The sequence below is a fragment of the Streptomyces sp. NPDC046859 genome, assembly GCF_040645135.1.
Taxonomy (GTDB): Bacteria; Actinomycetota; Actinomycetes; order Streptomycetales; family Streptomycetaceae; genus Streptomyces.
The window spans coordinates 61,302-85,096 of sequence record NZ_JBEYXR010000019.1 but is presented as its reverse complement, the minus strand read 5'-3'; the positions used below and the strand labels follow the sequence as shown (position 1 = coordinate 85,096).

The window sequence follows — 23,795 nt, the reverse complement described above, 5'->3', positions numbered from 1 at the left end:
GAATCGCGGTACGCCACATGTGATCGACCGGGCAGGGGGCTCCGACCTGCGACGAACAGCGGGGTCACCGGCGGGCCCGCCGTGAGACGGCGGTCAGTCGTCACCGGGCGAAGGGTGCTTCCCCGGCCCCCCTGCGCCGGGGAACAGGGGTGTGGGTGACAGCGCGGTGTCCTCTTCGCCGGCCTCCAGCAGAGTGTCCGCGGCGCCGACGATGAGGGGGTCGGGTGTGCCGACCACGTCGACGTCCTTGCTGGTGTAGTCGATGCGGGCCAGCAGACTGCGCATGGTCTCCAGCCGGGCTCGCCGCTTGTCGTTGCTCTTGACGACCGTCCAGGGGGCGTGTTCGGTGTCCGTCGCACGGAACATGTCGATCTTCGCCTCTGTGTAGTCGTCCCAGAGATCCAGCGAGGCCAGGTCGGTGGGCGAGAGCTTCCACTGACGCACCGGATCCACCTGCCGGATCGCGAAGCGGGTGCGCTGCTCGGAGCGGGAGACGGAGAACCAGAACTTGACCAGCAGGACGCCGTCGGCGACCAGCATCCGCTCGAAGGTCGGGCACTGGTCGAGGAACAGCTCGTACTCGTCCTTGGAACAGAACCCCATGACCCGCTCGACGCCGGCCCGGTTGTACCAGGAGCGGTCGAAGAAGACGATCTCCCCGGCGGTCGGCAGTTGCCCGACGTACCGCTGGAAGTACCACTGCCCCGCCTCGCGCTCGGTGGGCTTGTCCAGGGCGACCACGCGCGCGCCGCGTGGGTTGAGCCGCTCGATGAGCCGTTGGATCGTGCCGCCCTTGCCGGCCGCGTCACGCCCCTCGCACACGACGACCAGTCGTGCCCCGGTGTCCTTGACCCACCGCTGGAGCTTGAGCATCTCGATCTGCAGAATGCGCTTGGTCTGCTCGTACTCCCTGCGGCTCACCTTGCGGTCGTAGGGATAGTTCTCCCTCCAGGTGCGCAGGGGACGTCCGTCCGCGTCCAGCACGATCGGCTGCTCTCGCCGACTGTCGTCCACGGTCAGCCCGTCCAGCAGCCTGGCCTCGTCCTCGGTGTTCGTCATCCAGCTCCTCGCTCGTGCGCTGATCCGCTCGTTCGCGCGGTCGGTCAGAAGGGCATACGGCCGCGGAACCGGCGGCCGGCCGAACCGCTGCGGCCCACCGCCCGCGAGCTGCTGTGGAAGGGCTTGCTGAAGAGCCGGCCCAGCGGGCCGGGCGCCTTGCCACCGGCCCGTGCTCCGGCGCCGAGCGTCCGCTGCGTGCCGCGTTCGGGGTGCCGGGACAGGCGGGGGATGAAGAATGCGAGGACGGCCAGGACGACACAGACGGCGATCACGCCGACAACCACCATGGTGGGCTCCCTTCGCTGGTAGGACCCGGATGCCCCCCATGGCCCGACCTATGTGACGGAGGGCCGAGACGAAGGTCACCGCCGGCTTCGGCGGCACGCCGTCGTCTCGGCACGCAGGCGTGCCGCCGGCGCGGTGCGACGTCGCGTCCGCGGGGGGTCTATGCCCCTCGGTTCGCAGCACGCGCGGTCCGGAACCATCGAGCCGCGCGACCGCGATCATCGCGCGCCCCAGGTGCGCGGTGCTGGTCACATAGCGGGGCGTCACACGGCGCAGAAGCGGATAGAGCCAGGAGGTGAGCCGGTACGCCAGCCGGTACCACCGGGTGGCCGAGGTCTCCCCGTGGACGGGCTGGATCCATCCGGCCCGGAAGGCGTACGCCCGCATGTCCAGGCCATCAGCGCGTTCTCGGTCCGGCCAAGGGCGGCCCCGCCGCAGGGTGTCACGTCGACCAGATCACCCCGCCGTTCTGCACGATCACCACCTTGGCGTCGGCACGCAGGACCAGTTGGGCGCCCTCGTGACCCCAGGTCTGCGAGGCCCAGATGGGGCGGTCCTCGCCGTTGTGGATGACCAGGTTGCCGTCCGGCTGGAAGATCGCCCGGTGGTTCGGGCCGAAGGTCATGGACGCCCAGATGGGCTTGCGCTGCTCGTTGTAGACGACCAGGTTGCCGTCGGTCTGCATGACCATCCGGATGCGGTTGGTGGTCCAGGCCTGGTTGACCTCCAGGACACTGGGCGCGTAGACGGTCTCGGTGCTCCAGTTCGGCTTCGGGCTCGGCTTCGGCTTCGGCTTCGCCTTGGGTTTCGGGTCCGGCTCGCCGCTCGGGCTGGGCTTCGCCGCGGGCGTGGCGGGCTGGGGCGGGGCGACCTTCGGTGGCGCGCTCTTCGTCGCCTTCGCCTTCTTCGGGGACGGACTGGGCTTCTCGGCCACGTAGTCGTCGAGGGCGGCCGGGGCCGACGTCGGATTCAGAACGGTGTCGGAGCCCCCCGCGGCCAAGCCCTTGGCGGAGTCGGGAGGTCCGTCGTCCCTCGCGCTGCCGGTGAGCAGCAGCGGTATGGCGATCAGGGCGGCGCCGGCCACCGCCGCTCCCGCGAGGATCGGCTTGCGGGGGCGTCCGCTCTCTACGCCGGTGCCCGTCCGGGCGTGGGGCGGCATGGTGCCGACGGCCGCGGCCACGGCGACGCGTGCCTCGGGTGACGCGGTGGATGTGCCCGCCGCGGCGGGTGATCCGGGGGCGGTGGTGCTCTCGGTCTCTGCCGTGCCGGCGGTGACGCCTTCGGTCTCCGCCGTGCCGGTGGTGGTGCTCTCGGTCTCCGCCGTGCCGGCCGTGACGCTTTCGGGCTCCTCCGTGCCGGTGAGGGCGCTTTCGGTCTCTGCCGCTCCGGCTCCGGGAGCCGTCGGCTCCTCGGCCCCGGTGGCAGGGGGATCACCGGCTCGGGTGGGGCCGGACTTCGCCGTCCCGGTGTCGGCCTGCCCGTCCGCGTCTCCGGATTTCCGTCCGCCCTGCTCCGTCCCGGCGGGCGGCTTCGTCCCGCCGGTGCCGGATTCCTGCCCGGCGTTTTCGGACTCGGCCTCCGGAGCGGAACCCCGGCTCGGTGCCGGGTCGTCCGGCGCGGAGGCGGTGGTCGGTGAACCGGTGCCCCCTGCGCGGGTGGCGGCCGCCTCCGCGTTCGCGTCGGGGGTGGGGTGCTGGGGGGACATGCGGTACTCCTCCTCGGTGGCGGAGCTGTCGGTTGTGGCCGGGGCCCGTGCAGTGGTCGGCTGGACGAACGCCGGGAAGTCCGGCGGGCGTTGGTCGGACGCGCCGCGCGGGGCGGACCGGTTCGAAGCCCGGTCCCGGTCGTCGAGGGGCGTCGGCCCGCCGCGATGGCGGCCGCGGTGCCGGTCCGGCGCCGCCCCGAGCCATGAGGTCTTCCCGTGCGCCCCAACTTAGCCCGGATGCACGGCGATCGACCGACCACCCCTCCCAACTCTCCCGTCGCTTTGTCCGCTCACGCCTCGCTGCTCCCGGAAAGTTCCCGACCCGGGCAGTGAACGGGCACGTGACCACGTGATTCGGACCGTGCCCGCCCCCCAACGGGCGATGCTCGTGTGGCATCCTGGGGCTTCTGATCTGATCATCGTCGGCACACGAGCAGGCCGACGGCATCCAAGTGTTCGCAGCGACCGAAGAGTTCAGATGGAGATGCGGCCCGGACAGCGGCTGGAGGGTGAGCCCGACGCGCCCGCCGACTCCGGGCCGGGCTCCGCGGAGTCGTCAGGCTCCGACAAGGCCGGGGCCACCGACACCCCCGAGATACCTGCGGCGGTACGGGACGCGGCACGCCGGGCGCCCGGCCACTGGATCGGGATGGTGGACCCCGACTGGACCCAGGACCGTACGCCGCCCGCATGGGCGGTGGTGGGGGAGTGGCAGTCCGACGAGAGCGGGGACGTCGGGGACTACCGTCCCAACCCGGCCTACCGGCCCTCGGCCCAAGTGCTCGGCTGGCCGGAGCCCACCGATCCGGTGGACGCGGCCGCCCAGCGGGCCGCCACCGGATACGGCTCGGTGGACGAGGCGATCGTGGCGCTCGCCCGAGCGGAGATCACGGTGGTGCGCGGACCGGACGGCGGGCCGCTGACGGCCGCCGGTCTGGACGGAGCGCCGGTGATCCTCTCGTTCACCTCGCCGGCGCACGCGTTCATGTCCGCGGCACTTCGGCATGACAGGGTCCCGGCGGAAGAACTCGCCCGGTCACTGCGCGGCTCCGGAACACAGGTGATGGTCAACGCCGGTGCCGCGGCACCCCTGCTCGTCCCGGTGGACACGCTCCTGGACGCCTTACCCGAACCGGAGGTCGAGCGGGCGCGCCCGGCCTCCCACGAGGCCGAGCCCCACCGCTCCTCTGAACCCTGGCCCCACACCACAGGGAGGACCCCGTGACGCGTCCGGCCCAGCACACCTCCGCCTCCTCGCAGGTGACGTCCGGTTCAGCCGGTGAGGAGACGGCCCCGACGGCCACCGCCGCCCAGCCCGGGCCCCGGCCCGAGGCGGAGTCCTCCCACGTCCCGGGCGAGGCGGCCCGGGCCAAGTCCCAGGCTTCGCAGGCGACTTCCGAGGCCGAGGAGACGGCGACGGTGGGTCGGACTCCGGCAGCCGTGCCCGTGGCCGGAACCGCTCCCGGCGGCCGGACCGGGTCCGAGGCCGAGCCGGACTCCGACGCGGACTCCGACTCCGACGCCGAGTCCGACCCCGGTGCCGCCGCGGAGGCCAAGAGCCGGCTCCCCGCACTCGTACGGACGATGACCGCGACCGCCATCGACCGGCCGCAGCAGCAGGCCGCTCACGTGGGGCGGCCGGGCAGGGCGGCGCTGGCCGGCGCGGCCGTCGCCGGGGCACTGCTCGTGTCGGTGCCGTTCCTCGTGCTCACCGGAGGCGACGACAAGGACGCCAAGGCCGCGCCGGCGGGAGGCACCGTCCTCGGTGGCGGTGCGCAGGAGGCGCCCGGCGACTTCGTGGTCACCCAACCCGACACCTCCGCTCCGGACGACCACGGGAAGAGCTCCGGCAAGCCCGACAAGCCGGTGAAGCAAGCCCCTGGAGCGCCCGCGGAGCAGGACTCGGGCAAGGAGACGCCGAAACAGGACGGCGGCGGGAAGGACCGGCCCAGGGGCGGCACGGGCACGAAGAACGAACCCGCGAAGTCGAGCGGCGGGAGGACAACCGGAGGGGGCGGCGCCGGCCGGCCCTCGGATTCCGGCTCGGGCGTGACGTTCAGTGCTCCGGTCTCGCTGCGCAGCCATCTCTCCGGCCGCTGCCTCGACGTACCGAACGCCGACTTCGGCGACGGCAAGAAGCTGTTCGTGTGGGACTGCAACAACGGCGTCGCGCAGAAATGGCAGTTCGCCTCCGACGGCACCCTGCGCATCCAGGGCCTGTGCCTGGACGTGGCCAACGCGAACTACAACGACGGCACTCCGATCCAGATCGCCCGGTGCAGTGGCAACGCGGCTCAGAAGTTCGTCCTGAACGAGCGTCACGACCTCGTGAACACCGTCGTCGGCAAGTGCGTCGACATCAAGGACAACAACAGGGGCAACGGCGCCTGGCTGCAGCTGTGGACGTGCGCGGGCACCGACAACCAGAAGTGGAGCGTCTGACCGCGCTCCCGACGCCTTCCGGCCGAGAGCTTCGCTCCCGGGCCCCGGCTGCCCCGGCAGCGGGGCATGATGGCACCGTCGGCTCGCCGACACCGTCCCCGACGATCGGGGGCACCCGCTGAGAACGTTGTCCCACAAGGAGGTTGGTGCGTGTCGCGCCAGGTACTGACGGTCGGCCCCGGGGAGCGGGACCGCTACCGGACGATCGGTGAGGCACTCGCGGCTGCCCGTACCGGCGCGCTGATCAGCGTCCGGCCCGGGACCTACGCGGAGAACCTGGTGATCCACACCCGGGTCACCCTCACCGCCGCCGAGGGCCGGGGCACGGTGGAGATCCGGCCGCGTTCGGGCAGCGTCCTCGCCCTGCGCGCCGACGCCGTGATGCTCTCCGAGCTGTCCCTGCGCGGCGGTGACGCCGAGCTGCCCGCCGTGGACGTACGGCGCGGGCAGGCCGCGCTCGACGGCTGCGAGATCGTCGGCGCCGCCTGGACGGCGGTGCTGGCCGGGGGCACCGGCTCCCTCGCGCTGCGGGACTGCCGGGTGAGCAACCCCCAGGGCGCCGGCGTCGTCGTCACCTCGACCACGCCGACCACCGTGGAGTCCTGCACGTTCGAGCACCTGGGCACCAGCGGACTCGTCCTCGCCGAACAGGGTGAGGCGCGGCTGCGCGGCTGCACGGTACGGGCCGCACGCGGCAACGGCCTGCTCGCCAACGGCGACTCCACCGGCAGCGTCGAGGACTGCGACATCTCCTCCACGGACAAGCCGTCCATCGCCCTGGAGCAGAACTGCTCCGTCACGGTGGTGCGGACCGTCGTGCACGACACCAGCACCGGAGTGCACCTGAGCAGCGCGGGCCGTACGACGCTTGAGGACGTCCGCGTCACCGGGGCCTCCGGGAACGGGATCGCGCTGGCCGGGGGCACCGACCCGGTGCTGCGCCGGTGCCGGGTCTCGCGGACCCGGGGCCAGGGCGTCGTGATCACCGACCGGGCCCGCGGCACCTTCGAGGACTGCTGGGTGGACGGCGCGCAGGGCGCGGCGCTCCGGGTGGCGGGAGCCGCGTCCCCGGCGCTGACCGGTCTCACGGTCCGTGACTGCGAGCAGACGGGACTGCTGCTGGAGGAGGACTCGGCGCCGGAGCTGGACCGCCTGGAGGTGATCGGCGGCTCGCCCGCGATATCGGTGCGCGGCGGGGCCAACCCGCTACTGCGCCGGGCCCGTCTCGTGGAGCCCTCCGGAGACGGCATCGCGGCGGGCAAGGACGCCCGCGGCCGGGCCGAGGACTGCGAGATCGTCCGGCCGAAGGGCGCGGGCGTGCGCGTGGCCGCCGGCAGCACCCTCTACCTGGCCGGCGGCGGCGTCTCCGACACCGCCACCAGCGGCCTGGTCGTGGAGGACGGTGGCAACGTCACCGTCCGGGACTTCCGCGTCGAGATGTCCGGCGAGGATGGAGTGGTGGTCGCGGCGGGCGGTGAGCTGACCGCCAACCGCACCACGGTCCACGCGCCGCAGGGCCACGGCTTCCTGCTCCGGGAGGGGGCGCTCGCCTCGCTCAGCGGCTGCGAGGTCTCCGGCGGTGCCCAGGACGGCTTCCGGGTGGAGTCCACCGCGCCGGTCTCGCTCGTGAACTGCCTGGCCCGGGAGAACGAGGGCGGCGGGCTCGTCCAGACGACACCGGGCGAACGGCTCGCCGTGGACGGCCTGAAGAGCACCGGGAACGGCAAACGGGACGCGTGGGGCAGCGGCAGCGCCGAGAACACCGACCCGGCCGGATCCGGCGCCGCGGACGCGCCCCCGCCGGACCGCGCGGACGGCCCGCTCGGCGCCCTGAACGCGCTGATCGGCCTGGAGAACGTCAAGCAGCAGGTCGGCACCCTGGTCAACCTCACCCAGCTCGCCCAGCGTCGCGAGCAGCTCGGCATGTCCGCCCCGCCGATGAGCAGACATCTGATCTTCGCGGGCCCGCCGGGCACCGGCAAGACCACCGTCGCCCGCCTCTACGGGGCGATCCTGGCCGAACTGGGCTCCCTGCGCAGCGGCCACCTGGTGGAGGTCTCCCGCGCCGACCTCGTCGCCCAGGTCGTCGGCGGCACCGCGATCAAGACCACCGAGACCTTCCAACGGGCGCTCGGCGGCGTGCTGTTCATCGACGAGGCGTACACACTCACCGCGGACAGCGGCAACGGCGGCGCGGACTTCGGCCGCGAGGCGGTCGACACCCTGCTGAAGTTGATGGAGGACCACCGCGACGACGTGGTCGTGGTCGCGGCCGGGTACTCCCGCGAGATGGAGTCCTTCCTCGGCTCCAACCCCGGTCTGGCCTCACGCTTCTCCCGGACCGTCGAGTTCGAGAACTACTCCGTGTCCGAACTGGTCGCCATCATGGAGAACATGTGCGCCCAGCACCAGTACGAGCTGGGCGAGGGCACCGCGCAGGCGCTCGCGGCGCACTTCGAGGCGATGCCCAGGGACGCCGGATTCGGCAACGGCCGCGCCGCGCGCGGGGTGTTCGAGGAGATGGTGGACCGCCAGGCCGTCCGGCTCGCCGCGCAGGCCCAGGTCGGCGAGCACGACCTCAGGCTGCTGCTGCCGGAGGACGTGTCCGCCACCGCCGCCGCGAAGGCCGCCGAGACCGGCACCCCGCAGGACGACCCGCTGACCCGCCTCGGCGACATGATCGGCCTGGCCGAGGTCAAGCGTGACGTCGCGGATCTGGTCAACCTCATCACCACGGCCCGCCACCGCGCCGCCGCCGGACTGCCGGTGCCGTCCCTGAGCCACCACCTGGTCTTCACGGGTCCGCCCGGCACGGGCAAGACCACGGTCGCCCGCCTCTACGGCGAGATCCTGACCCAGCTCGGCATCCTGCAGCGGGGCCAGCTGGTGGAGGCCGCCCGCGCCGACCTCGTCGGGCGCTACATCGGGCACACCGCGCAGCTCACCCGCGAGGTCTTCGAACGGGCGCGCGGCGGTGTGCTGTTCATCGACGAGGCGTACACCCTCACCCCGCAGGGCGGCGGCGCCGACTTCGGCCAGGAGGCGGTGGACACCCTGCTGAAGCTGATGGAGGACCACCGCGACGAGGTGGTCGTCATCGTCGCCGGCTACACCGAGGAGATGGAACGCTTCCTGGCCTCCAACCCGGGTCTGTCCTCCCGCTTCCCGCGCCGGATCACCTTCGCCGACTACTCCTCCGAGGAACTGGTCACCATCGTGCGCGCCCAGGCCGCGAGCATGGGCTACGAGTGCGGACCCGGCACCGGGCCGGTGCTCAAGTCGTACTTCGACGCGCTGCCCCGGGACCGCTCGTTCGGCAATGCCCGGCTGGCCCGGCAGGTGCTCGAGTCGATGGTCACCCGCCAGGCGGGGCGGCTCAGTTCGCTGTCCGCGCCCACCCTGGACGACCTGCGCATCCTCGTTCCCGAGGATGTGGCCGCCGCCCCGAAGGCGGCCGGACTGTGAAGCCCGCCGCCCGGCTGCTGTCCGGCGCCGGCCTCGCCGCCGCACTGCTGCTGCCCACGGCCGTCACGGCTCACACGGCACCTCACTCGGGGCTCCCGGCGGCCGACGGGAACAAGGGCCAGGAACTGCCGGCGATGCCCTCCGCGCTCGACGCGAACGCCGGGTGCACCGCCCCCTCGCGGGAGAGGGCGAAGAAGCAGGACTGGTCGCGTCAGCGCCTCGACCTGGACCGGATGCACGGGCACGGCATCGGCGCGGGGGTGACCGTCGCCCTGGTCGACACCGGTGTCACCCCCGGCGCCGACGGCCTCGACGGCCGTGTCGTCGCCGACGGCACGGCCGCCGAGGACTGTGTGGGGCACGGCACCTTCCTGGCCGGTCTGATCGCCGGTACGGACTCCCGTCTCACTGGAGTCGCCCCAGGTGCGCGGATCCTCGCCCTGCGGGGCACGGACCGGCGCGGCCGGGCCGATTCGGCGCTCGTCGCGGCGGCGGTACGTGAGGCCACCGAGGCCGGGGCCGATGTCATCGCGGTCACGGTGGCCCTGCCGCGCCGGGACAGGGAACTGACCCGTGCCGTCGCGGACGCCCGCCGCGCCGGCGCGGTCGTCGTCGCCGCGGCGACCCCCGACCCGCCGACGCGCGGCGACATCGACGCGATCCCGTCCCGCGTGTACTGGCCGGCCGGGGAACCCGGGGTCCTCTCGGTCGCCGACATGCTCCCCGGCGGCCTCCGCCCGGAGCGGGCCCTGCCCACCACGGGCATCGACCTGGCCGCCCCCGGGGCCGGGGTGGTGTCCGGTGGCCCGCGCGGTGACGGCCACTACCTGGGAGCCGGCGCCTCGGTCGCCGCCGCCTACGCCGCCGGGGCGGCCGCGGTGGTCCGCGCGGCCCACCCGGACGACTCGCCCGAGGCCGTCACCCACCGGCTGACCGCGACCGCGTACCCCGCCGACATCCCGCAGCTGGACGCGTACGCCGCCGTGACCACCGTTCTCGGCGGCCCGGACGCACCCGCCGCTGGCCACCGTGCCGCGGAACGTGTCGCCGTCCGTGACACCTCGGACGCCGACTCCGCCACCGACCGGGCCACGCTTCTCGTCCTCGTCGGCTCCGCCGTCGTCCTGGCCGTCCTGTGGGCCGCTTTCGCCGTGCCCCGGGCCCGCGCCCGCGGCTGGCGCCCGGCGCGGGCCGGGGACGGGGGACCGGCACAGGACTGACGGTCCGGACGCGGACGGCGACGGCGGGGGTCATCCCGGTGACCCCCGCCGTCGCCGTCGTGCCTCAGCCCTGCTGTCCGGCTGCCGGCTCGACCAGCGCCGTCTGCATCAACCGCGCCTTGCGGCGGGCGATGTGGAGGGCCCGGCCCGGCGGGAGGTTCACGGGCTTGGCGTTGCCGAAGAGACGGCCCTCCGTGGGCGGGCAGGAGAGCAGGATCGCGGGGTTGTTCGCCTCGTCCATCCGGCGGATGAGGGCGTCGCTCAGGCCCCTGCCCGCACCCATGGCGCTCCGGGCGACGACGACGTGCAGGCCCATCTCGAAACCGAGCGTCAGATGCTCGAAGAGCGGCTCGAAGGGGCTCTGGAACGAGTTGCTCGAGACCATGTCGTAGTCGTCGACCAGGATGAACAGACGCGGACCCGACCACCAGTCGCACGCGCGCATCCGGGCGGGCGCGATGTCCGCGCCGGGGACGCGGGTCTTCATCGCGCGGGCGGCGCCGTCGACGGTCTCCTTGAGGTTGTCCAGGGAGATGACGTGCCCGATGCGGTACTCCTCCGGGATGCCGTCCACCAGGGTGCGCCGGTAGTCCACCGCGATGATCTTCGCCTCGTGCGGGGCGTAGCGGGCGGTGATGCCCGCGGTGATCCGGCGCAGCAGGTTGGTCTTGCCGCTCTCCGTGTCACCGACCACGATCAGGTGCGGGGTGCGGCTGAAGTCGTGCCACACCGGCTCCAGGGCGTCCTGGTCGATGCCGAGGGGGAGCCGCATACCGCCGCCCTCGGTGGGCTCGGGCGCGGGGAGTTCGGCGAGCGGCAGCCGGTGCGGCAGCATCCGCACCTGCGGGGCGACCGGGCCCGGCCAGTGCCTGGCCACCTCGCCGACCAGGTGGGCCACCCCGTCGCCGAGGTCGTCCAGGGAGCCGCTGCCGTCCAGCCGGGGCAGGCCGGCGAGGAAGTGCATCTTGCTGTCGGCGGTGATGCCCCGGCCCCCGCTGCGTGGCACCGAGCGCGCCTTGCGGGTGTCGATCTCCGAGTCCATCGGATCACCCATGCGCAGCTCAAGGCGGGTCGCCGCCTGGTCGCGGACCTGCGCGGACAGCTCCACCCAGCGGGTGGTGGTGATGAGCAGATGGATGCCGTAGTTCAGGCCGCGTGCGGCCAGTTCGTTGAACTTCGGCACCAGGTCGTCGTAGTCCTGGCGGACCGTGGACCAGCCGTCGACCACCATGAACACGTCGCCGAACGGCTCGTCGGGGAACTCACCGGCGGCGCGGCGCCGTCGGTAGGACTGCATGGAGTCGATGGTGTGGTCGACGAAGAACTGCTCACGGCGGGCGAGCAGCGTCATCACCTCGGCGACGGCCCGGTGCACCCGTTCCGGGTTGAGCCGCGCCGCGACGCCGCCGACGTGGGGGAGCGCGGCGAACTGGGAGAGGCCGCCGCCACCGAAGTCGAGGCAGTAGAACTGGATCTCGGCCGGGGTGTGGGTGAGGGCGAGGGCCGCGATCAGGGTGCGCGCGAGGGTGGACTTGCCGCTCTGCGACCCGCCCGCGATGGCGACGTGGCCGCCGGCTCCGGACAGGTCCACGACCAGCGGGTCGCGGCGCTGTTCGAAGGGCTTGTCGACCAGGCCGACGGGGACCCTCAGCCTGCCTGTGCCGGACCAGCCCGCGGCGCTGAGGCCGCGCTCGGGGTCGGGGGCGATGCCGGGCAGCAGGGCGTCCAGTGGAGACGGCTCGTCCAGCGGCGGCAGCCACACCTGGTGCGCGGCGGGACCCGAGTCGCGCAGCCGGTCGAGGGCGACGTCGAGCAGGGTCTCCTCGTCCCCGCCCTCCTCGGTCTCCGGCTCCGGGACGGGCGTGGGGTCGAGCGTGCGGGGCACCACCCAGCCGCTGGTCCACGGCACCACCTGGCTGGCCACCCGGGCCTGCACGACGGCGCCGGTGCGACGGCGGTAGGTGCCGGAGGAGTAGGCGGCACGGAAGCGCGTCAGCGCCTCCACACCCGACTTGAGATAGCCGCTGCCCGGCTGGGCGGGCAGCTCGTAGGCGTCCGGCACACCGAGCACGCCACGGCTCTCCATGGCGGAGAACGTGCGCAGGCCGATCCGGTACGACAGGTGGCTCTCCAGCTGGTGCATCCGGCCCTCGTCCAGGCGCTGCGAGGCCAGCAGCAGATGCACACCGAGCGAGCGGCCGAGGCGGCCGATCATCACGAACAGGTCCATGAACTCGCGGTGCGCCGAGAGGAGTTCGCTGAACTCGTCGACCACCACGAACAGGCTGGGCAGCGGGGTGAGGTCGGCGCCGCCGGCCCGGGCGCGTTCGTACTCCAGGGCCGAGGTGTAGTTGCCGGCGGCGCGCAACAGCTCCTGACGACGGATGAGTTCGCCGTGCAGGGCGTCCTGCATACGCTCCACCAGGGCGACCTCGTCGGCGAGGTTGGTGATGACGGCGGAGGTGTGCGGCAGCTCCTCCAGGCCGAGGAAGGTGGCGCCGCCCTTGAAGTCGACCAGGACGAAGTTCAGGGTCTCCGAGGAGTTCGTCAGGGCGAGGCCCAGGACGAGGGTGCGCAGCAGTTCGCTCTTGCCGGATCCGGTGGCGCCGATGAGCATGCCGTGCGGGCCCATGCCGCCCTGCGCCGACTCCTTGATGTCCAGTTCCACCGGGCGGCCGTCGACGCCGACGGCGATCGGCACCCGCAGCCGTGCGGAGCCGGTGTGCCGGGCGAACAGGGCCTTGGTGTCGTGCCGGTGCAGATCGGGGATGCCGAGCAGTGTGGTCAGCTCCACGTCGCTGTCCAGCGGCTGCGCGATGTCGGTGCCCAGGCTGATGCGGCGGGGGGCGAGCAGTCGCGCCAGCGACTCCGCGCCGAGCGGGCCGAGCCGGTCCGGCCGGCCGAGCGGCACCGAGCGCTCCTTGCGGCTGCGGTCGGTGCGCACCAGGTTCACCTGGTCCGGCCCGACGGTCAGCCGCAGCGTGTTGCGGCCGGGCCGCCAGCACAGCGCCCCGGAGACGTCCAGCACGACGGCGTTGCGGTAGCCGTGGCCCTCCCAGCGATGCCCCTCCGGGACGGTGACGCCGTCCAGGACGACCACGGTGTACGGCTCGTCACGGCCCGGCCGGGCGTCCGGGTCGAAACCGGGGCGCTCGGCGAACTCGGCGCCGAGCAGGTCGTCCAGCTCGGTGAGGTCGGACGTGATGCGGCGGACCTGCCCGGCGCCGTCCTCCTCGTGCGGATGCAGGGCGTGCGGCAGCCACTTGACCCACTCCCAGTCGGCCCGTCGATCGTCGCTCACGCAGAGCGCGATCCACAGCTCCTCCGGCGCGTGGAACACGGCGAGCTGGCCGAGGGCGGCCCGCAGCAGAGCGCGTACGGCGTCGTCGCCGGCGCCCTCGGGTGCCGTCGCCGAGGCCGCGGACTCCTCGCCCGATGCGGGGCGCAGCAGGACGCGCGCCGACGACCGCAGATAGAGGCCGAGGGGCTGTTCGGGAATCGTGGAGTAGGCGCGGATGAAGCGGCGCAGGGCGTGCGCGCAGAGCGGTTCGAGGTCCTCCACGGGGCGGGTGGACACCGGGTTGAGGGTGAGGGCGAGCTGCTGTTCGCCGACCGCGAGACGGACCTCGCCGAAGTCCTCGTCGGCGGGGCGGCGCTCCCACAGCCGTGAGGTGCGGGCCAGCGAACGCAGCGAGGAGGGCTCCGGATGGCGCCAGGCGAGCGCCCGCTGCTGCTCCACGATGGTCGACCGGACCCGCTTGCGGATCTGCGCCAGATAGCGGAGGTAGTCGCGGCGTTCGCCCTTCAGGCGGTGCTTGCGCTCGCTGGAGCGGCGCATCAGCTGACCCAGGAGCATCGCGCCGGCGGATAGCGCCATGACGCCCATCGCCAGGTAGATGAAGACGCCGTTGCCGCCGCCCGGGCGCAGGAACATCAGCATCATCGACACCGACATCAGCGCCATCGGCAGATAGGTCCATATCGCCGAGGTGTCCGGCACCGTCTCGGCGAGGACCGGCGGCTCCTGGAGGGTCAATTGCCCTTCGGGCATCTCGGGACCGCGCCTGCGCGCCGGCCGGCGAAACAGCACCACACTCAAGGAACAGAACCTCCGGTTTCACTGGCTTTCCGGCCCGCGCCGAATACCGGGACACCGGTAGCCGGAAAGACCGCACCGCTCATTTCCGGGGAGCCGGGTACGCGGTGAACGCCGGTTGAACGATGTGAGCGGAATGCAGGGAACGGTCGGCTCCCCACCGTTCGGCTGCATACCGGACAAGCAGCCCGGTCCCCAGCACCTTCCGGCGAGCATAGGCAGTAGTGTGCATTCACGAAACGCGACCTGTCCACGCGGGAGCGGTGGTTGCCGGTCACGCGGACCCAATTGTCTTGTCGGACCCCCCTGTTCGGGCCCGTACGGACCTTCCGTACTCTTCGCACTGTCCCGTTCGCGGGGAAGTCCTCCTGTCAAAACCCCCACGGAAGACGAGAGTTCAGCTGATGACCGACAGCGCGGTGGCCGAACTGTGCCGCCTCACCGTACGTGCGCCGGGCGTCTCCGTCGATCTGGCCGTGCCCGCCGACGTGCCCGTCGCCGATCTGCTGCCCACGCTGCTGCGTTACGTCGGCGAGGAGGCCGAGGAGGCCGGACTCGACCACGCGGGCTGGGCGCTCCAGCGGCTGGGCGACGCCCCCCTCGACGAGGAGACGACCCTCGCGCGGGCCGGGCTGGCCGACGGGGACGTGCTCTATCTGCGCCCCCACACCGAGGCCCTGCCCGAGGCCCGGCTCGACGACCTGGTGGACGGGATAGCCGACACCGCCGGCCGCAGGCTGCACACCTGGCACCCGGAGGCGGCCCGCGGACTGCTCGTGGGCGCCACGGTGGCGACGGTCACGGCGGCCCTGGCGCTGGTGTTCTGGCCGGGAGCGGCCGGCTCCGGCTCGGTCAGGGCCGCCTGCGCCGCCGTGGCGGGGCTCCTGCTGCTCGCCGGCGCGGGCACCGCCAGCCGCGCGGTCGGCGACCGGCTGTCCGCGACCGCGCTCGGCCTGCTGGTCGCGCCCTGCCTGGCACTGGCCGGCTGGGTGCTGCCCGGCGGTGATCTGACCGGCCCCGACGCGGCGCGGGTCGCGGGCGCGCGGCTGCTCGCGGCGGGCGCGGCCGGTGCGGGCGGCGCCGTCCTCGCGCTGGCCGCCACCGCGGTCGGCGCCCCGGCCCTGCTGGGCACCGCGGTCGTGTCGGTGGCCCTCGCGACCTCCGGCGCCCTGATCGGCTACACGGACCTGCACGTGCCGGCCGCCGTGGCCCTGGTCGCCACGGTGTTCGTGCTCGCGGCCGGGGCGGTGGCACCGTTCGCCTTCAAGCTGGCCGGGATGCGGATGCCCGCCCTGCCCTCCTCCGCCAGCCAGCTCCAGGAAGGCATCGAGCCCTACGCGGGCAGCGACGTCGCCGAGCGCACCGAGCTGGCCGGACGCTGGGTCACCGCGCTCTTCGCCGTCACCGGCGTCATCGCGGCGGGAGCCCTGGCCGTCCTCGCCGAGCGCCCGAACCTGCCCGAGGTGCTGACGGCGCTCGCACTGAGCCTGCTGCTGCTCCTGCACTCCCGGGGCCTGGTGCACATCGGACAGCGGCTGACCCTCGCGGTGCCCGGGATCTGGGGGCTGCTGCTGCTCGCCCGCAGCTGGGCGGTGGACAGCGAAGGCGACGGGCGACTGGTGGTCTTCGCGGTCCTGCTCGGCGCGGCCGCCGCGCTGGTGATCGCCGCCTGGACGGTGCCCGGCCGCCGGATGCTGCCCTACTGGGGCCGGGCCGCGGAGGTGGCGCACACCGGGATCGCGGTGGCGCTGCTGCCGCTCAGCCTGTGGGTGGCGGGCCTCTTCGGCTGGCTGCGCGGCCTGTTCGGCTGAGCCCCACCGCACTCCGGCACGAGAACGACGAGGAGAGGCCGTGCAGTCCAAACGCGACCAGGTACACGCCCACACCTTCATGATGGGCAGGCTCAGCTCGGGCCTGCTGATGGCCGACCCGGACGCCCCGGAGAGCCCGCTGGGACGCACCACACGCGGCGTGGTCTTCGGAGTGCTCGTCACCGTCCTGGTCGGGGCCGGCGCCACCGTCTATGGCCTGCTGCGTCCCGGCGGCAACGACGCCTGGCGCGACGAGGCGCACCTCGTGGTCAACCGCGACACCGGCGCGCGCTACCTGTGGACCGACACCGACGGCGTACTGCACCCGGTGCGCAACTACGCCTCCGCCCGGCTCATCGGCGGCTCCGACCTGGAGTCCGTGGACGTCTCCTCGGCGTCGCTGGGCGACGTCCCGGTGGGAGCCCCGGCAGGCATCCCGGGCGCCCCCGACGCCGTGCCCGAGCCCGGCCGACTCGACGCCGGTGCCTGGCACATGTGCGTCACGGGCCCGGACGGTGCGCTGCCGGACACCTCCGGCGCCGTGGCGAGCACCGGCGTGGAGAAGCCGGGCGCGACCACCCTGGTGGCCGGGGCACCGTTGGACGCCGGCGGTATCGGCGGCGGTCGCGGAGCGCTGGTCAAGGGGCCCGACGGCACCGAGTACCTGGTCTGGCGCGGCAGCCGGCTGCCGTTGGACCGAGGGTCGGACGCCCGCAACGCCCTCGGTTACGGCTCCGTGCAGCCGATGCCGGTCTCGGCGGCCTTCCTGGACGCCCTGGCCCCCGGTCCCGTCCTGAGGCCGCCCGCGGTCGAGGGGCGCGGTGAGGCCGGCCCCGAACTCGGCGGGCAGGCCACACGGATCGGTCAGCTGTTCAAGGTCAGCGTCCCCGGCGGCGACAGCACCTACCACCTGCTGCGCAAGGACGGCCTGGTGCCGCTGACCCGGCTCGGCGCCGCCTTGGTCCTGGGCGACCCGGCCACCCAGAAGGACGCCTACCAGGGGCGCTCGCCCGAGGTGCGCACGGTGGGCGCCGACGCGCTGCGTGAACACCGGGCCACGGCGCAGGGCGCCGCCGCCTCTCCGGAGCTGCCCGACGCACCGCCCGTGCCGCAGTCCGTGCCGCGCGGCACCGCGCTGTGCGCACAGGTCGACGGCGACGACGGCGGCGTCCGGATCAGGTCGGTACTCGTGCCGCTGACCCGCCTGGCCCCGGTCGCGGTGTCGGAGGGCACCGCCCAGCCGCTGAAGCCGGCCTGCGTCCCGACCGACGCCACGGTGGTCCGGCCCGGCCGGGGCGCCCTGGTCCGCGCCCTCAACGCCAGCGGCGCCGCCCACGCCGGGACGAGCTACCTGGTGGCGGAGAACGGCGTCAAATACCGCCTCCCGTCGAAGAAGGCGCTGACCGCGCTCGGTTACGAGGCCGCGGACATCGCCTCCGTCCCGGCGCCGCTGCTCGCGGCTCTCCCGACCGGCGCGGACCTCGACGCGGCCGCCGCGTCGGGCGTCGTCGAGCCCACGGTGACGGCTCCGCAGTGCTCCCCGCCCCCGGAGCGGAAACCGGGCGCGGCGAGCGCCGTCGGGGACAAGGCGGACACCCCGCGCTGATCATGGCAAGGAGCGCATTCGGTGCCGATGAAAGGAAAAGGGCGGGGACGACGGAAGTATTCGGCCAAAGTCGTCGCCGACGGTGTGAAGTTCGTCGCGCAGTCAGGGAACGGCCCAACGGCGTGAACCTCAAAGAAAGCTCAGATATTTCGGGCCGGTCGTGTCCGCGGGAATCCCGGGGAAGCGCCTGCAATGCCGGATACGGCTCCTCCTGATGCCCGTTCGGCTTCCTCCGCTGCCCGCTTCACGCCCGCCTCGCGTCGCCCGCACACGGTTCGCGGCCGAATGTCCGGTCGGCCGGGAAGGCTTGTTCACAGCGCTGAAACCTGACCTCAACTCCCATGCCCCGCAAGAATTCCAGGGCGAACCGACAGAAGCTCAAATCTTCCCTGTGCGCGTTGCGCCGAACACCGGCTTCTCTTTAGCCTCGGCGAGCAACCGCGTGACGAGACAGGGCTGAACGAAGGGAGCGCGACATGGCGGACAGCGCCGCGAGGAAAGCGGACTATGCCAAGGGCTTGGGGGGTGTCTCCTCGCTGGAGTCGGCCCGGAACCAGGTCGAGAAGATCCAGAACAACGTCGCCGAGATCGCCGCGCGTTCGGGTGTCGGCGGCGACGAGGGCCAGGCCCTGCTGAAGCTCTTCCGCAGCTGGAACGCCGAGGCGCAGAAGGTCGTCATCCAGATCAGCAAAATGGTCGACGCGCTCCAGGAGAACGTGACCTCCGCCAACCGTCTGGCGCAGGAGAACCAGGACCTGACCGAGGTCCTCAACAGCAAGACCAGCCAGGGCGTCTTCGAAGCGCTGCGCTGACCCGACCGGCAGCACCGGCCCCGCCACGGTGAGGCCGGACCCCCTTGAGCTTCCCGGGCCGGCGCCCGGCCGTACGAGAGGAGACGTCATGGCCGACGGCATCATCGACGTGCAGTACCCCGTGGTCCGCAACGCCATCGAGGAGTTGATGGCGCAGACCCAGCAGATCATCACCACCCTCAACAACCTGGAGGACGAGCTCAAGCCGCTCGTCACCTCCTGGGAGGGCTCCGACCAGGAGACCTACCGGCAGGTCCAGGCGGAGTGGGACCAGGCCACCAAGAACATGGCCCAGCTCCTCGGCGACAACGGCGAGCTGATCCAGACCATCCACGACAACCACTCCCGCGACGAGCGCAGGAGCGCCGACAACTGGGGGAACGTGCGGGCCCGTTAGGGCATCGCCGGAGCTTCCTCCTCGTCGCGGGTTCGGCGGCGCGGCCCGGCCGTCGTCCGTGAAGGGGGCGTCTGCCGGGCCCCCGTGTCCCCGTCCGGCACCAAGCGTCAGGAGTGCGTCCCATGGCCGGTGAGAAGGCCGACGTCAGGCATTTCGACCTCAAGCAGATGGAGAACTTCCGGGACAACGAGGTACAGCCGGTCCACACCGCCGCGAAGAAGCACAAGGAGCAGGGCGACGGGTCCCACATCCGTCCGCTCGGCCACCTGATCGACGGCTACATCACACCGGACAACCTCGCCCAGGACAATCAACTCCTGCGCATCGGCAAGATGGTGACCGAGCCGCTGGTCTCGGGACCGAAGCTGATCGAGGACATCCGCACCGCGGCCGAGGCCATCGACAAACTGCTCGGCGACCAGATGGACCTCTTCAAGGAGTTGAAGGAGGCCCTCACCGAGACGATCGAAGAGGCGAACAAGACCAAGGACAAGAACCTCGACGCGATCGACGCCCAGACACTCCTCCAGACCTTCGACGAGGTCGACACCCTCACCGCCGGCGGCACCGGCGACCCGGACGAAGAGTCCTGACCCCACCGACCAGAAAGGGCGCCACCGGTGGCAGATCGGTACGATCCCAACTCCGTCGCCAATCTCGACAAGTTCGACAACGCCGGCGACCCGTCGACCGACACCTGGGCCACTCTGGTCACCCACATCACCGGCTATCCGGTGCCCGACCGCAACACGATCTTCGACTCCCTCCGCTCCGAGCACGGCGGCAAGCTGTTCCGGATGGACATCAAGGAGCGCAGCCTCAGCCTGCTCGTCAAGGACTCCGGGTTCCTGACGAACAAGGGCGAGGACTACGACATCTGGTTCTTCGACAGCGGCAAGAAGTACTCCATCAGGCAGGCCCGGATCGTCTTCGAGGGCCGGGTGAAGGCGGGCGAGGAGATCATCTTCGCCAGTCCCGGATCGGACAACGTCCACGACGCGCAGGTCCGTGAGGGCAACGAGTTCACGGACTACAACAAGGACAAGATGAGCACGATCCCGCTCGCCCGGTACATGAACGGGCCGCGGGCGGCGCTCCTCGCCCTCCTGGGCGGCAACACCGCGGACGCCCGGTTCAGCAACCTGGGCGTGCCCGGGGCCGACGTCGTGGACCTGAACTCCTTCAACACCACCGGGGAGTCCTTCGACTTCGCCGCCAAGTTCTTCAGGGACCACGCGGTCGTGCTGAAGGACTGGGAGGACCGCTTCGGCCGGGACGACGCGAGCTGGAAGGGCGAGGCAGCGGAGGTCTTCCGCAGCCTGCTGAAGAAGATCCGCGAGAACTACGACAGTTACATCGAGACCTTCGACGAGAGCCCCACGGCCGGCGACGGGACCGGCACCGGCGGCACCGTGTACTCCCGCGCCCTGTCGCTCGGCCGCAAGTACCTCGAGGACGCCGCGAACAAGCTGCTGGAGGCATGGCTGGCCTGGGCCAAGTCGCCGTACTACGACCCCCATCAGGTCCTGCGCTACGTCCTGGACGACCTCGCCCAGTGGGTGGACGCCAACAACGTGGCCAAGACGGACATCAAGGTGCACTCCAGCCGCTCCCGCACGACCGTCAGCCACAGCCCGCAGGCCGGCTTCACCCAGGTGCACCCCGAGTACGGCGACCTCACCGACATCGCGAACTGGGCGAAGGTCGGTGAAGCGGCCGTCAAGATCTGGAGCCAGGGCGTCAACGAGTACCTGGGCAAGCCGGCCGCCGAGGTGCAGGCCGGCCTGAACAACCACTTCCTCGACCTGGGCGGCGACTTCTCCGGCAACGTGCCCGAGCCCAAGTCGACGAGCACCGCCGCGGAGGAGTACCAGGAGAAGAAGGCCAAGGAGGAGCAGGAGGAGATCAACCGGCAGAACGAGGAGAACCGCCGGTACCAGGACGAGCTGCGCGCCGAGCAGGAGCGGCAGCGCGAGGAGGACCGCAAGTACCAGGACGAACTCCGCGAGGAGCAGAACCGCCAGCGGGAGGAGGACAAGAAGTACCAGGACGAGCTGCGCGAGGAGCAGAACCGCCAGCGCGAAGAGGACAAGAAGTACCAGGACGAGCTGCGCGAGGAGCAGCGGCGCGAGCAGGAGGAGGCCAAGCGCCTGGCCGAGGAGCAGGCCAAGGCCATGGAGGAGAGCCTCGGGGGCATCAACGACCCCAACGGCGTCACCCAGCAGAACCTCGACGGCCTCGACGACCTGCTGAACCAGAACAACCCGGTCACCGAGAGCCTCGGCGACCTGGGTGACGTGAACGGCCAGGGTGGCGACCAGGAGGCCTTCACGTCCACCCCGCCCCCCGGCATCACCAGCCTGGGCAACCTCGGCGCGGTGAACACGGGACCGGGCGGCACGAACAACTCGAACAACTCGGCCAACGACGCGATCACCGAGAACCTGGGGAACCTCGGCGACCTGAACGCGGGCGGCGGTCCGGTCAAGACGCCCGGCGGTGGCACGACCCAGCTCGACGGCGGCAAGCTCACCACCGACTTCCCCGACGGCAGCAGCACCAGCTTCGACCCGGACAGCGGGGTGCTCACCACCACCCACCCGGACGGCAGCGTCACCACGCAGGACCTCGGCGACGGCACCAGGGTGACCAACCCCGACGGCTCGGTCACCAGCCTCGGCGACGACGGCAGGCTGACGACCACCTTCCCCGACGGCAGCGTGCAGACCGTCGACCCCTCGACGGGGCAGGTCAGCACCACCGACCCCGACGGAACGACGACCACGCAGGACCTCGGCAACCTGGGCGACCTCAACGGCCGCAACACCGACGCGGACCTGGGCGACCTGAGTGACATCGACTCCGACCTGCCCACCCAGTCGGAGACCGACCTCGGCGACCTGGGGAACCTCAACAGCGACCGCGGCGGTCTGGAGACCCCGACCGGCGGCAGCACCCGGCTCAGCGACGGTGACATCGCCACCGACTTCCGCGACGGCAGCAGGATCAGCTTCGATCCGGACAGCGGTCTGCTCACCAGCACGGACGCGGACGGCACCACGACCACCACCGATCTCACCCACGGTGCGACGGTGACCAACCCGGACGGCTCGAGGACCAGCCTCGACAACGGCATGCTGACCACGGAGTTCCCCGACGGCAGCAAGCAGGTCATCGACCCGGACACCGGCATCGCCACCGTCACCGACCCGCAGGGCAACACCGAGCGGATCGACCTGCACGACCTCAACACGCCCGGAGGGCGGGACACCTCGGACCTCCTCGACGGTCTCGGTGATCTGGAGAGCGGCGGCTTCGGTGACACCGGGGGCGGTACCTCCGTCCAGGACCTGTCGCTCTCCGATCTGGGCGTCGGCGGCGGAGCGGGCGACGGGGCGTCCGGCGGCGGTGTCGGGGACAGCCTCGTCACCGCGGACGGCTCCGGTGGAACGGGGGCGGAACCCCTCTCGGACGGCGCCGCCGACAGCGCGGGCACACCGCTCGCCCCGGCCGCGGGAGCCCCGGGAGCGCCCGGTATGCCCGGCAGCCCCGGCATGCCGATGGGCGGCATGGGCGCCGGGGGTATGGGAGGGGGCGGCGACAAGGGCAACGGCGAGCGGGTGCGCGCCGTACTGGTCGACGCCGCCGAGGAGAGCGAACGCCGCAACCGCCGCCGGCGCAGCCCGTGGAACCGTCAGGAGGACGACGACACCTTCCTCGCCCCCGCCTCCCGGGTGGCGACCACCGGCGGAGACTCCCCCGAGGAGGAGCCGCAGCCCGGCCGCACCAGGGTCACCAGCTCCGACTACCTGGAGGAGGACGCCGACGTGTGGGGGACCGAAGAGGGCGGCACACCCGCCGTCATCGGACGGTGAACCCCGTACGGGCGCGGCCCGGGCACCGCACGGAGACGAATCACACCCTGCCCCCGCTTCCGCGTCGGGGGACTCACCGGGCAAGATCAGCAAGGCAGTTGTCGGACCACCGAGCACGACCGGGCACCCACGGCGACCCGACCGGGCGCACACGGCGGCCGGGGAAGGAAGGAGCGGGCGTGACGGAACCGCTGGAGAAGCGCCTCGAGAAGGCGATGGCAGAGCTCCAGGCCGCCCAGGAGGCGGTGGCACGCACCGAACGCGAGCTGCGCCAGGCGTCGTTCGCGGTGCTCTCCTCCGACCGCGCGGTCCGCGCCACGGTGGGTCCGCAGGGCGAGCTGTCCGGAATCGAGTTCCTGGACAGCAAGTACCGAGACATGTCGCCCCAGGAGCTGGCGGCCAGCGTTCTCGAGGCGGCGAACGCGGCGCGCCTGAAGATGAACCGCCATGTGATGAAGGCGATGGCGCCCTTCACCGAACCCAGCAGCGGCATCCCGGAGCTGAAGGGCTTCGAGCTGGACTGGGAGCGGATCTTCGGACCCGAGGTGCTCCGCGACGACGACGGGGACACGAGCCGCGACAGCGGGGCCGCCCCCGCCTGGCGCGACGCGCTCGGCGAGGACGGGGAGGACTGATGGGACAGCGGTACTACGCCGACCCGAACCGCATCGAGGCCCTGGCCAGGCAGCTCGAGGAGATCGGCGCCCTGGCCAAGAACATCACCGAGGAATTCCTCGACGACCTGGCGCCCACGGTCACCTGGCCCGGCACGGAGGGCGAGTTCGCGGAGAAGGCCAAGCCGCAGGAGCAGAAGGAGCGCCAGACCACCAAGGAGACCATGATGTCCATCCGCGACGCGGTCGTGGGCATCACCGACGCCACGGTCAGCCAGGTCCGGATGATGAAGGACACCCGCGACCGCCACCTCGAGGACATCGAGCGGGTCGACAAGCGCATCGAGACCGACGGCCTGAACGGTGACGGCCCGGGCGGGCATGGCCGTCGCTGATCCGCGCACCGCC

The 23,795-nt window shown here is 72.2% G+C and carries 16 protein-coding genes; 12 read left to right on the top strand and 4 right to left on the bottom strand.

Translation table 11 applies throughout. The annotated features are described in order from the left end of the window. Window positions 1-93: 93 nt before the first annotated feature. The 3 genes from ppk2 to ABZ899_RS25895 all read right to left on the bottom strand — a co-directional run bounded on the left by ppk2 (window position 94) and on the right by ABZ899_RS25895 (window position 3,049). Window positions 94-1,059: a polyphosphate kinase 2 gene (ppk2, locus tag ABZ899_RS25905; protein WP_361350416.1), complete on the bottom strand. Its 966-nt coding sequence runs from the start codon at window positions 1,057-1,059 to the stop codon at window positions 94-96. A gap of 44 nt (window positions 1,060-1,103) precedes the next feature. Beyond that, entirely contained in the window at window positions 1,104-1,346 is a 243-nt protein-coding gene (locus tag ABZ899_RS25900) for a DUF6411 family protein (RefSeq protein ID WP_283288574.1), read from the bottom strand. A 440-nt stretch (window positions 1,347-1,786) separates the two neighbouring features. Further along, a complete protein-coding gene (locus ABZ899_RS25895; protein ID WP_361350414.1) occupies window positions 1,787-3,049 on the bottom strand; it encodes a mannose-binding protein in 1,263 nt (420 codons plus the stop codon). 478 nt (window positions 3,050-3,527) lie between these two features. Between ABZ899_RS25895 and ABZ899_RS25890 the strand changes: the two genes are divergently transcribed. The 4 genes from ABZ899_RS25890 (at window position 3,528) to ABZ899_RS25875 (ending at window position 10,176) form a co-directional block, all read left to right on the top strand. Next, window positions 3,528-4,274, top strand: coding sequence for a type VII secretion system-associated protein (locus ABZ899_RS25890; RefSeq protein ID WP_361350412.1), 747 nt, complete (start codon window positions 3,528-3,530; stop codon window positions 4,272-4,274). Next, window positions 4,271-5,491 (top strand): ricin-type beta-trefoil lectin domain protein, encoded by a 1,221-nt coding sequence (locus ABZ899_RS25885; RefSeq protein ID WP_361350410.1) that lies wholly within the window; start codon window positions 4,271-4,273, stop codon window positions 5,489-5,491. Before ABZ899_RS25890 ends, ABZ899_RS25885 begins: the two co-directional genes overlap by 4 nt. 150 nt (window positions 5,492-5,641) lie before the next feature. Then, the gene (locus ABZ899_RS25880) at window positions 5,642-8,956 is read left to right on the top strand and encodes a right-handed parallel beta-helix repeat-containing protein (protein ID WP_361350408.1); all 3,315 of its coding nucleotides are present in this window, start codon (window positions 5,642-5,644) and stop codon (window positions 8,954-8,956) included. Continuing rightward, on the top strand, window positions 8,953-10,176 hold the full coding sequence (locus ABZ899_RS25875) for a S8 family serine peptidase (RefSeq protein ID WP_361350406.1): 1,224 nt from the start codon (window positions 8,953-8,955) through the stop codon (window positions 10,174-10,176). Before ABZ899_RS25880 ends, ABZ899_RS25875 begins: the two co-directional genes overlap by 4 nt. Before the next feature lie 64 nt (window positions 10,177-10,240). Here ABZ899_RS25875 and eccCa read toward each other — a convergent pair whose 3' ends face one another. Then, window positions 10,241-14,227 (bottom strand): type VII secretion protein EccCa, encoded by a 3,987-nt coding sequence (eccCa, locus tag ABZ899_RS25870; RefSeq protein ID WP_361350405.1) that lies wholly within the window; start codon window positions 14,225-14,227, stop codon window positions 10,241-10,243. A 449-nt stretch (window positions 14,228-14,676) separates the two neighbouring features. Here eccCa and eccD point away from each other — a divergent pair, with 449 nt between their 5' ends. The 8 genes from eccD to ABZ899_RS25830 all read left to right on the top strand — a co-directional run bounded on the left by eccD (window position 14,677) and on the right by ABZ899_RS25830 (window position 23,782). Continuing rightward, complete coding sequence (gene eccD / locus ABZ899_RS25865; RefSeq protein ID WP_361350403.1) at window positions 14,677-16,083, top strand: type VII secretion integral membrane protein EccD; 1,407 nt, start codon at window positions 14,677-14,679, stop codon at window positions 16,081-16,083. 40 nt (window positions 16,084-16,123) lie between these two features. Next, window positions 16,124-17,689 carry a type VII secretion protein EccB gene (eccB, locus tag ABZ899_RS25860; RefSeq protein WP_361350401.1) on the top strand — a complete coding sequence of 522 codons (1,566 nt, stop codon included), beginning with the start codon at window positions 16,124-16,126 and terminating at the stop codon, window positions 17,687-17,689. Between the two features lie 476 nt (window positions 17,690-18,165). After that, entirely contained in the window at window positions 18,166-18,501 is a 336-nt protein-coding gene (locus ABZ899_RS25855) for a hypothetical protein (RefSeq protein WP_055620470.1), read from the top strand. 88 nt (window positions 18,502-18,589) lie between these two features. Then, window positions 18,590-18,898 carry a WXG100 family type VII secretion target gene (locus tag ABZ899_RS25850; RefSeq protein WP_062672674.1) on the top strand — a complete coding sequence of 103 codons (309 nt, stop codon included), beginning with the start codon at window positions 18,590-18,592 and terminating at the stop codon, window positions 18,896-18,898. Between the two features lie 122 nt (window positions 18,899-19,020). Then, window positions 19,021-19,491 carry a type VII secretion system-associated protein gene (locus tag ABZ899_RS25845; protein ID WP_361350398.1) on the top strand — a complete coding sequence of 157 codons (471 nt, stop codon included), beginning with the start codon at window positions 19,021-19,023 and terminating at the stop codon, window positions 19,489-19,491. A 27-nt stretch (window positions 19,492-19,518) separates the two neighbouring features. Further along, on the top strand, window positions 19,519-22,773 hold the full coding sequence (locus ABZ899_RS25840) for an AAWKG family protein (RefSeq protein ID WP_361350396.1): 3,255 nt from the start codon (window positions 19,519-19,521) through the stop codon (window positions 22,771-22,773). A gap of 179 nt (window positions 22,774-22,952) precedes the next feature. Next, entirely contained in the window at window positions 22,953-23,408 is a 456-nt protein-coding gene (locus ABZ899_RS25835; protein WP_361350394.1) for a YbaB/EbfC family nucleoid-associated protein, read from the top strand. Further along, entirely contained in the window at window positions 23,408-23,782 is a 375-nt protein-coding gene (locus ABZ899_RS25830; protein ID WP_361350392.1) for a hypothetical protein, read from the top strand. Before ABZ899_RS25835 ends, ABZ899_RS25830 begins: the two co-directional genes overlap by 1 nt. Window positions 23,783-23,795: the final 13 nt, after the last annotated feature.

What these genes read in the sequence shown, in the direction of transcription:
- ABZ899_RS25845 (WP_361350398.1), top strand. Translation starts at nt 19,021, where the DNA reads ATGGCCGGTGAGAAGGCCGACGTCAGGCATTTCGACCTCAAGCAGATG.
- ABZ899_RS25895 (WP_361350414.1), bottom strand. Translation starts at nt 3,049, where the DNA reads ATGTCCCCCCAGCACCCCACCCCCGACGCGAACGCGGAGGCGGCCGCC.
- ABZ899_RS25850 (WP_062672674.1), top strand. Translation starts at nt 18,590, where the DNA reads ATGGCCGACGGCATCATCGACGTGCAGTACCCCGTGGTCCGCAACGCC.
- ABZ899_RS25890 (WP_361350412.1), top strand. Translation starts at nt 3,528, where the DNA reads ATGGAGATGCGGCCCGGACAGCGGCTGGAGGGTGAGCCCGACGCGCCC.
- ABZ899_RS25830 (WP_361350392.1), top strand. Translation starts at nt 23,408, where the DNA reads ATGGGACAGCGGTACTACGCCGACCCGAACCGCATCGAGGCCCTGGCC.
- eccD (WP_361350403.1), top strand. Translation starts at nt 14,677, where the DNA reads ATGACCGACAGCGCGGTGGCCGAACTGTGCCGCCTCACCGTACGTGCG.
- ppk2 (WP_361350416.1), bottom strand. Translation starts at nt 1,059, where the DNA reads ATGACGAACACCGAGGACGAGGCCAGGCTGCTGGACGGGCTGACCGTG.
- eccCa (WP_361350405.1), bottom strand. Translation starts at nt 14,227, where the DNA reads ATGCCCGAAGGGCAATTGACCCTCCAGGAGCCGCCGGTCCTCGCCGAG.
- ABZ899_RS25855 (WP_055620470.1), top strand. Translation starts at nt 18,166, where the DNA reads ATGGCGGACAGCGCCGCGAGGAAAGCGGACTATGCCAAGGGCTTGGGG.
- ABZ899_RS25900 (WP_283288574.1), bottom strand. Translation starts at nt 1,346, where the DNA reads ATGGTGGTTGTCGGCGTGATCGCCGTCTGTGTCGTCCTGGCCGTCCTC.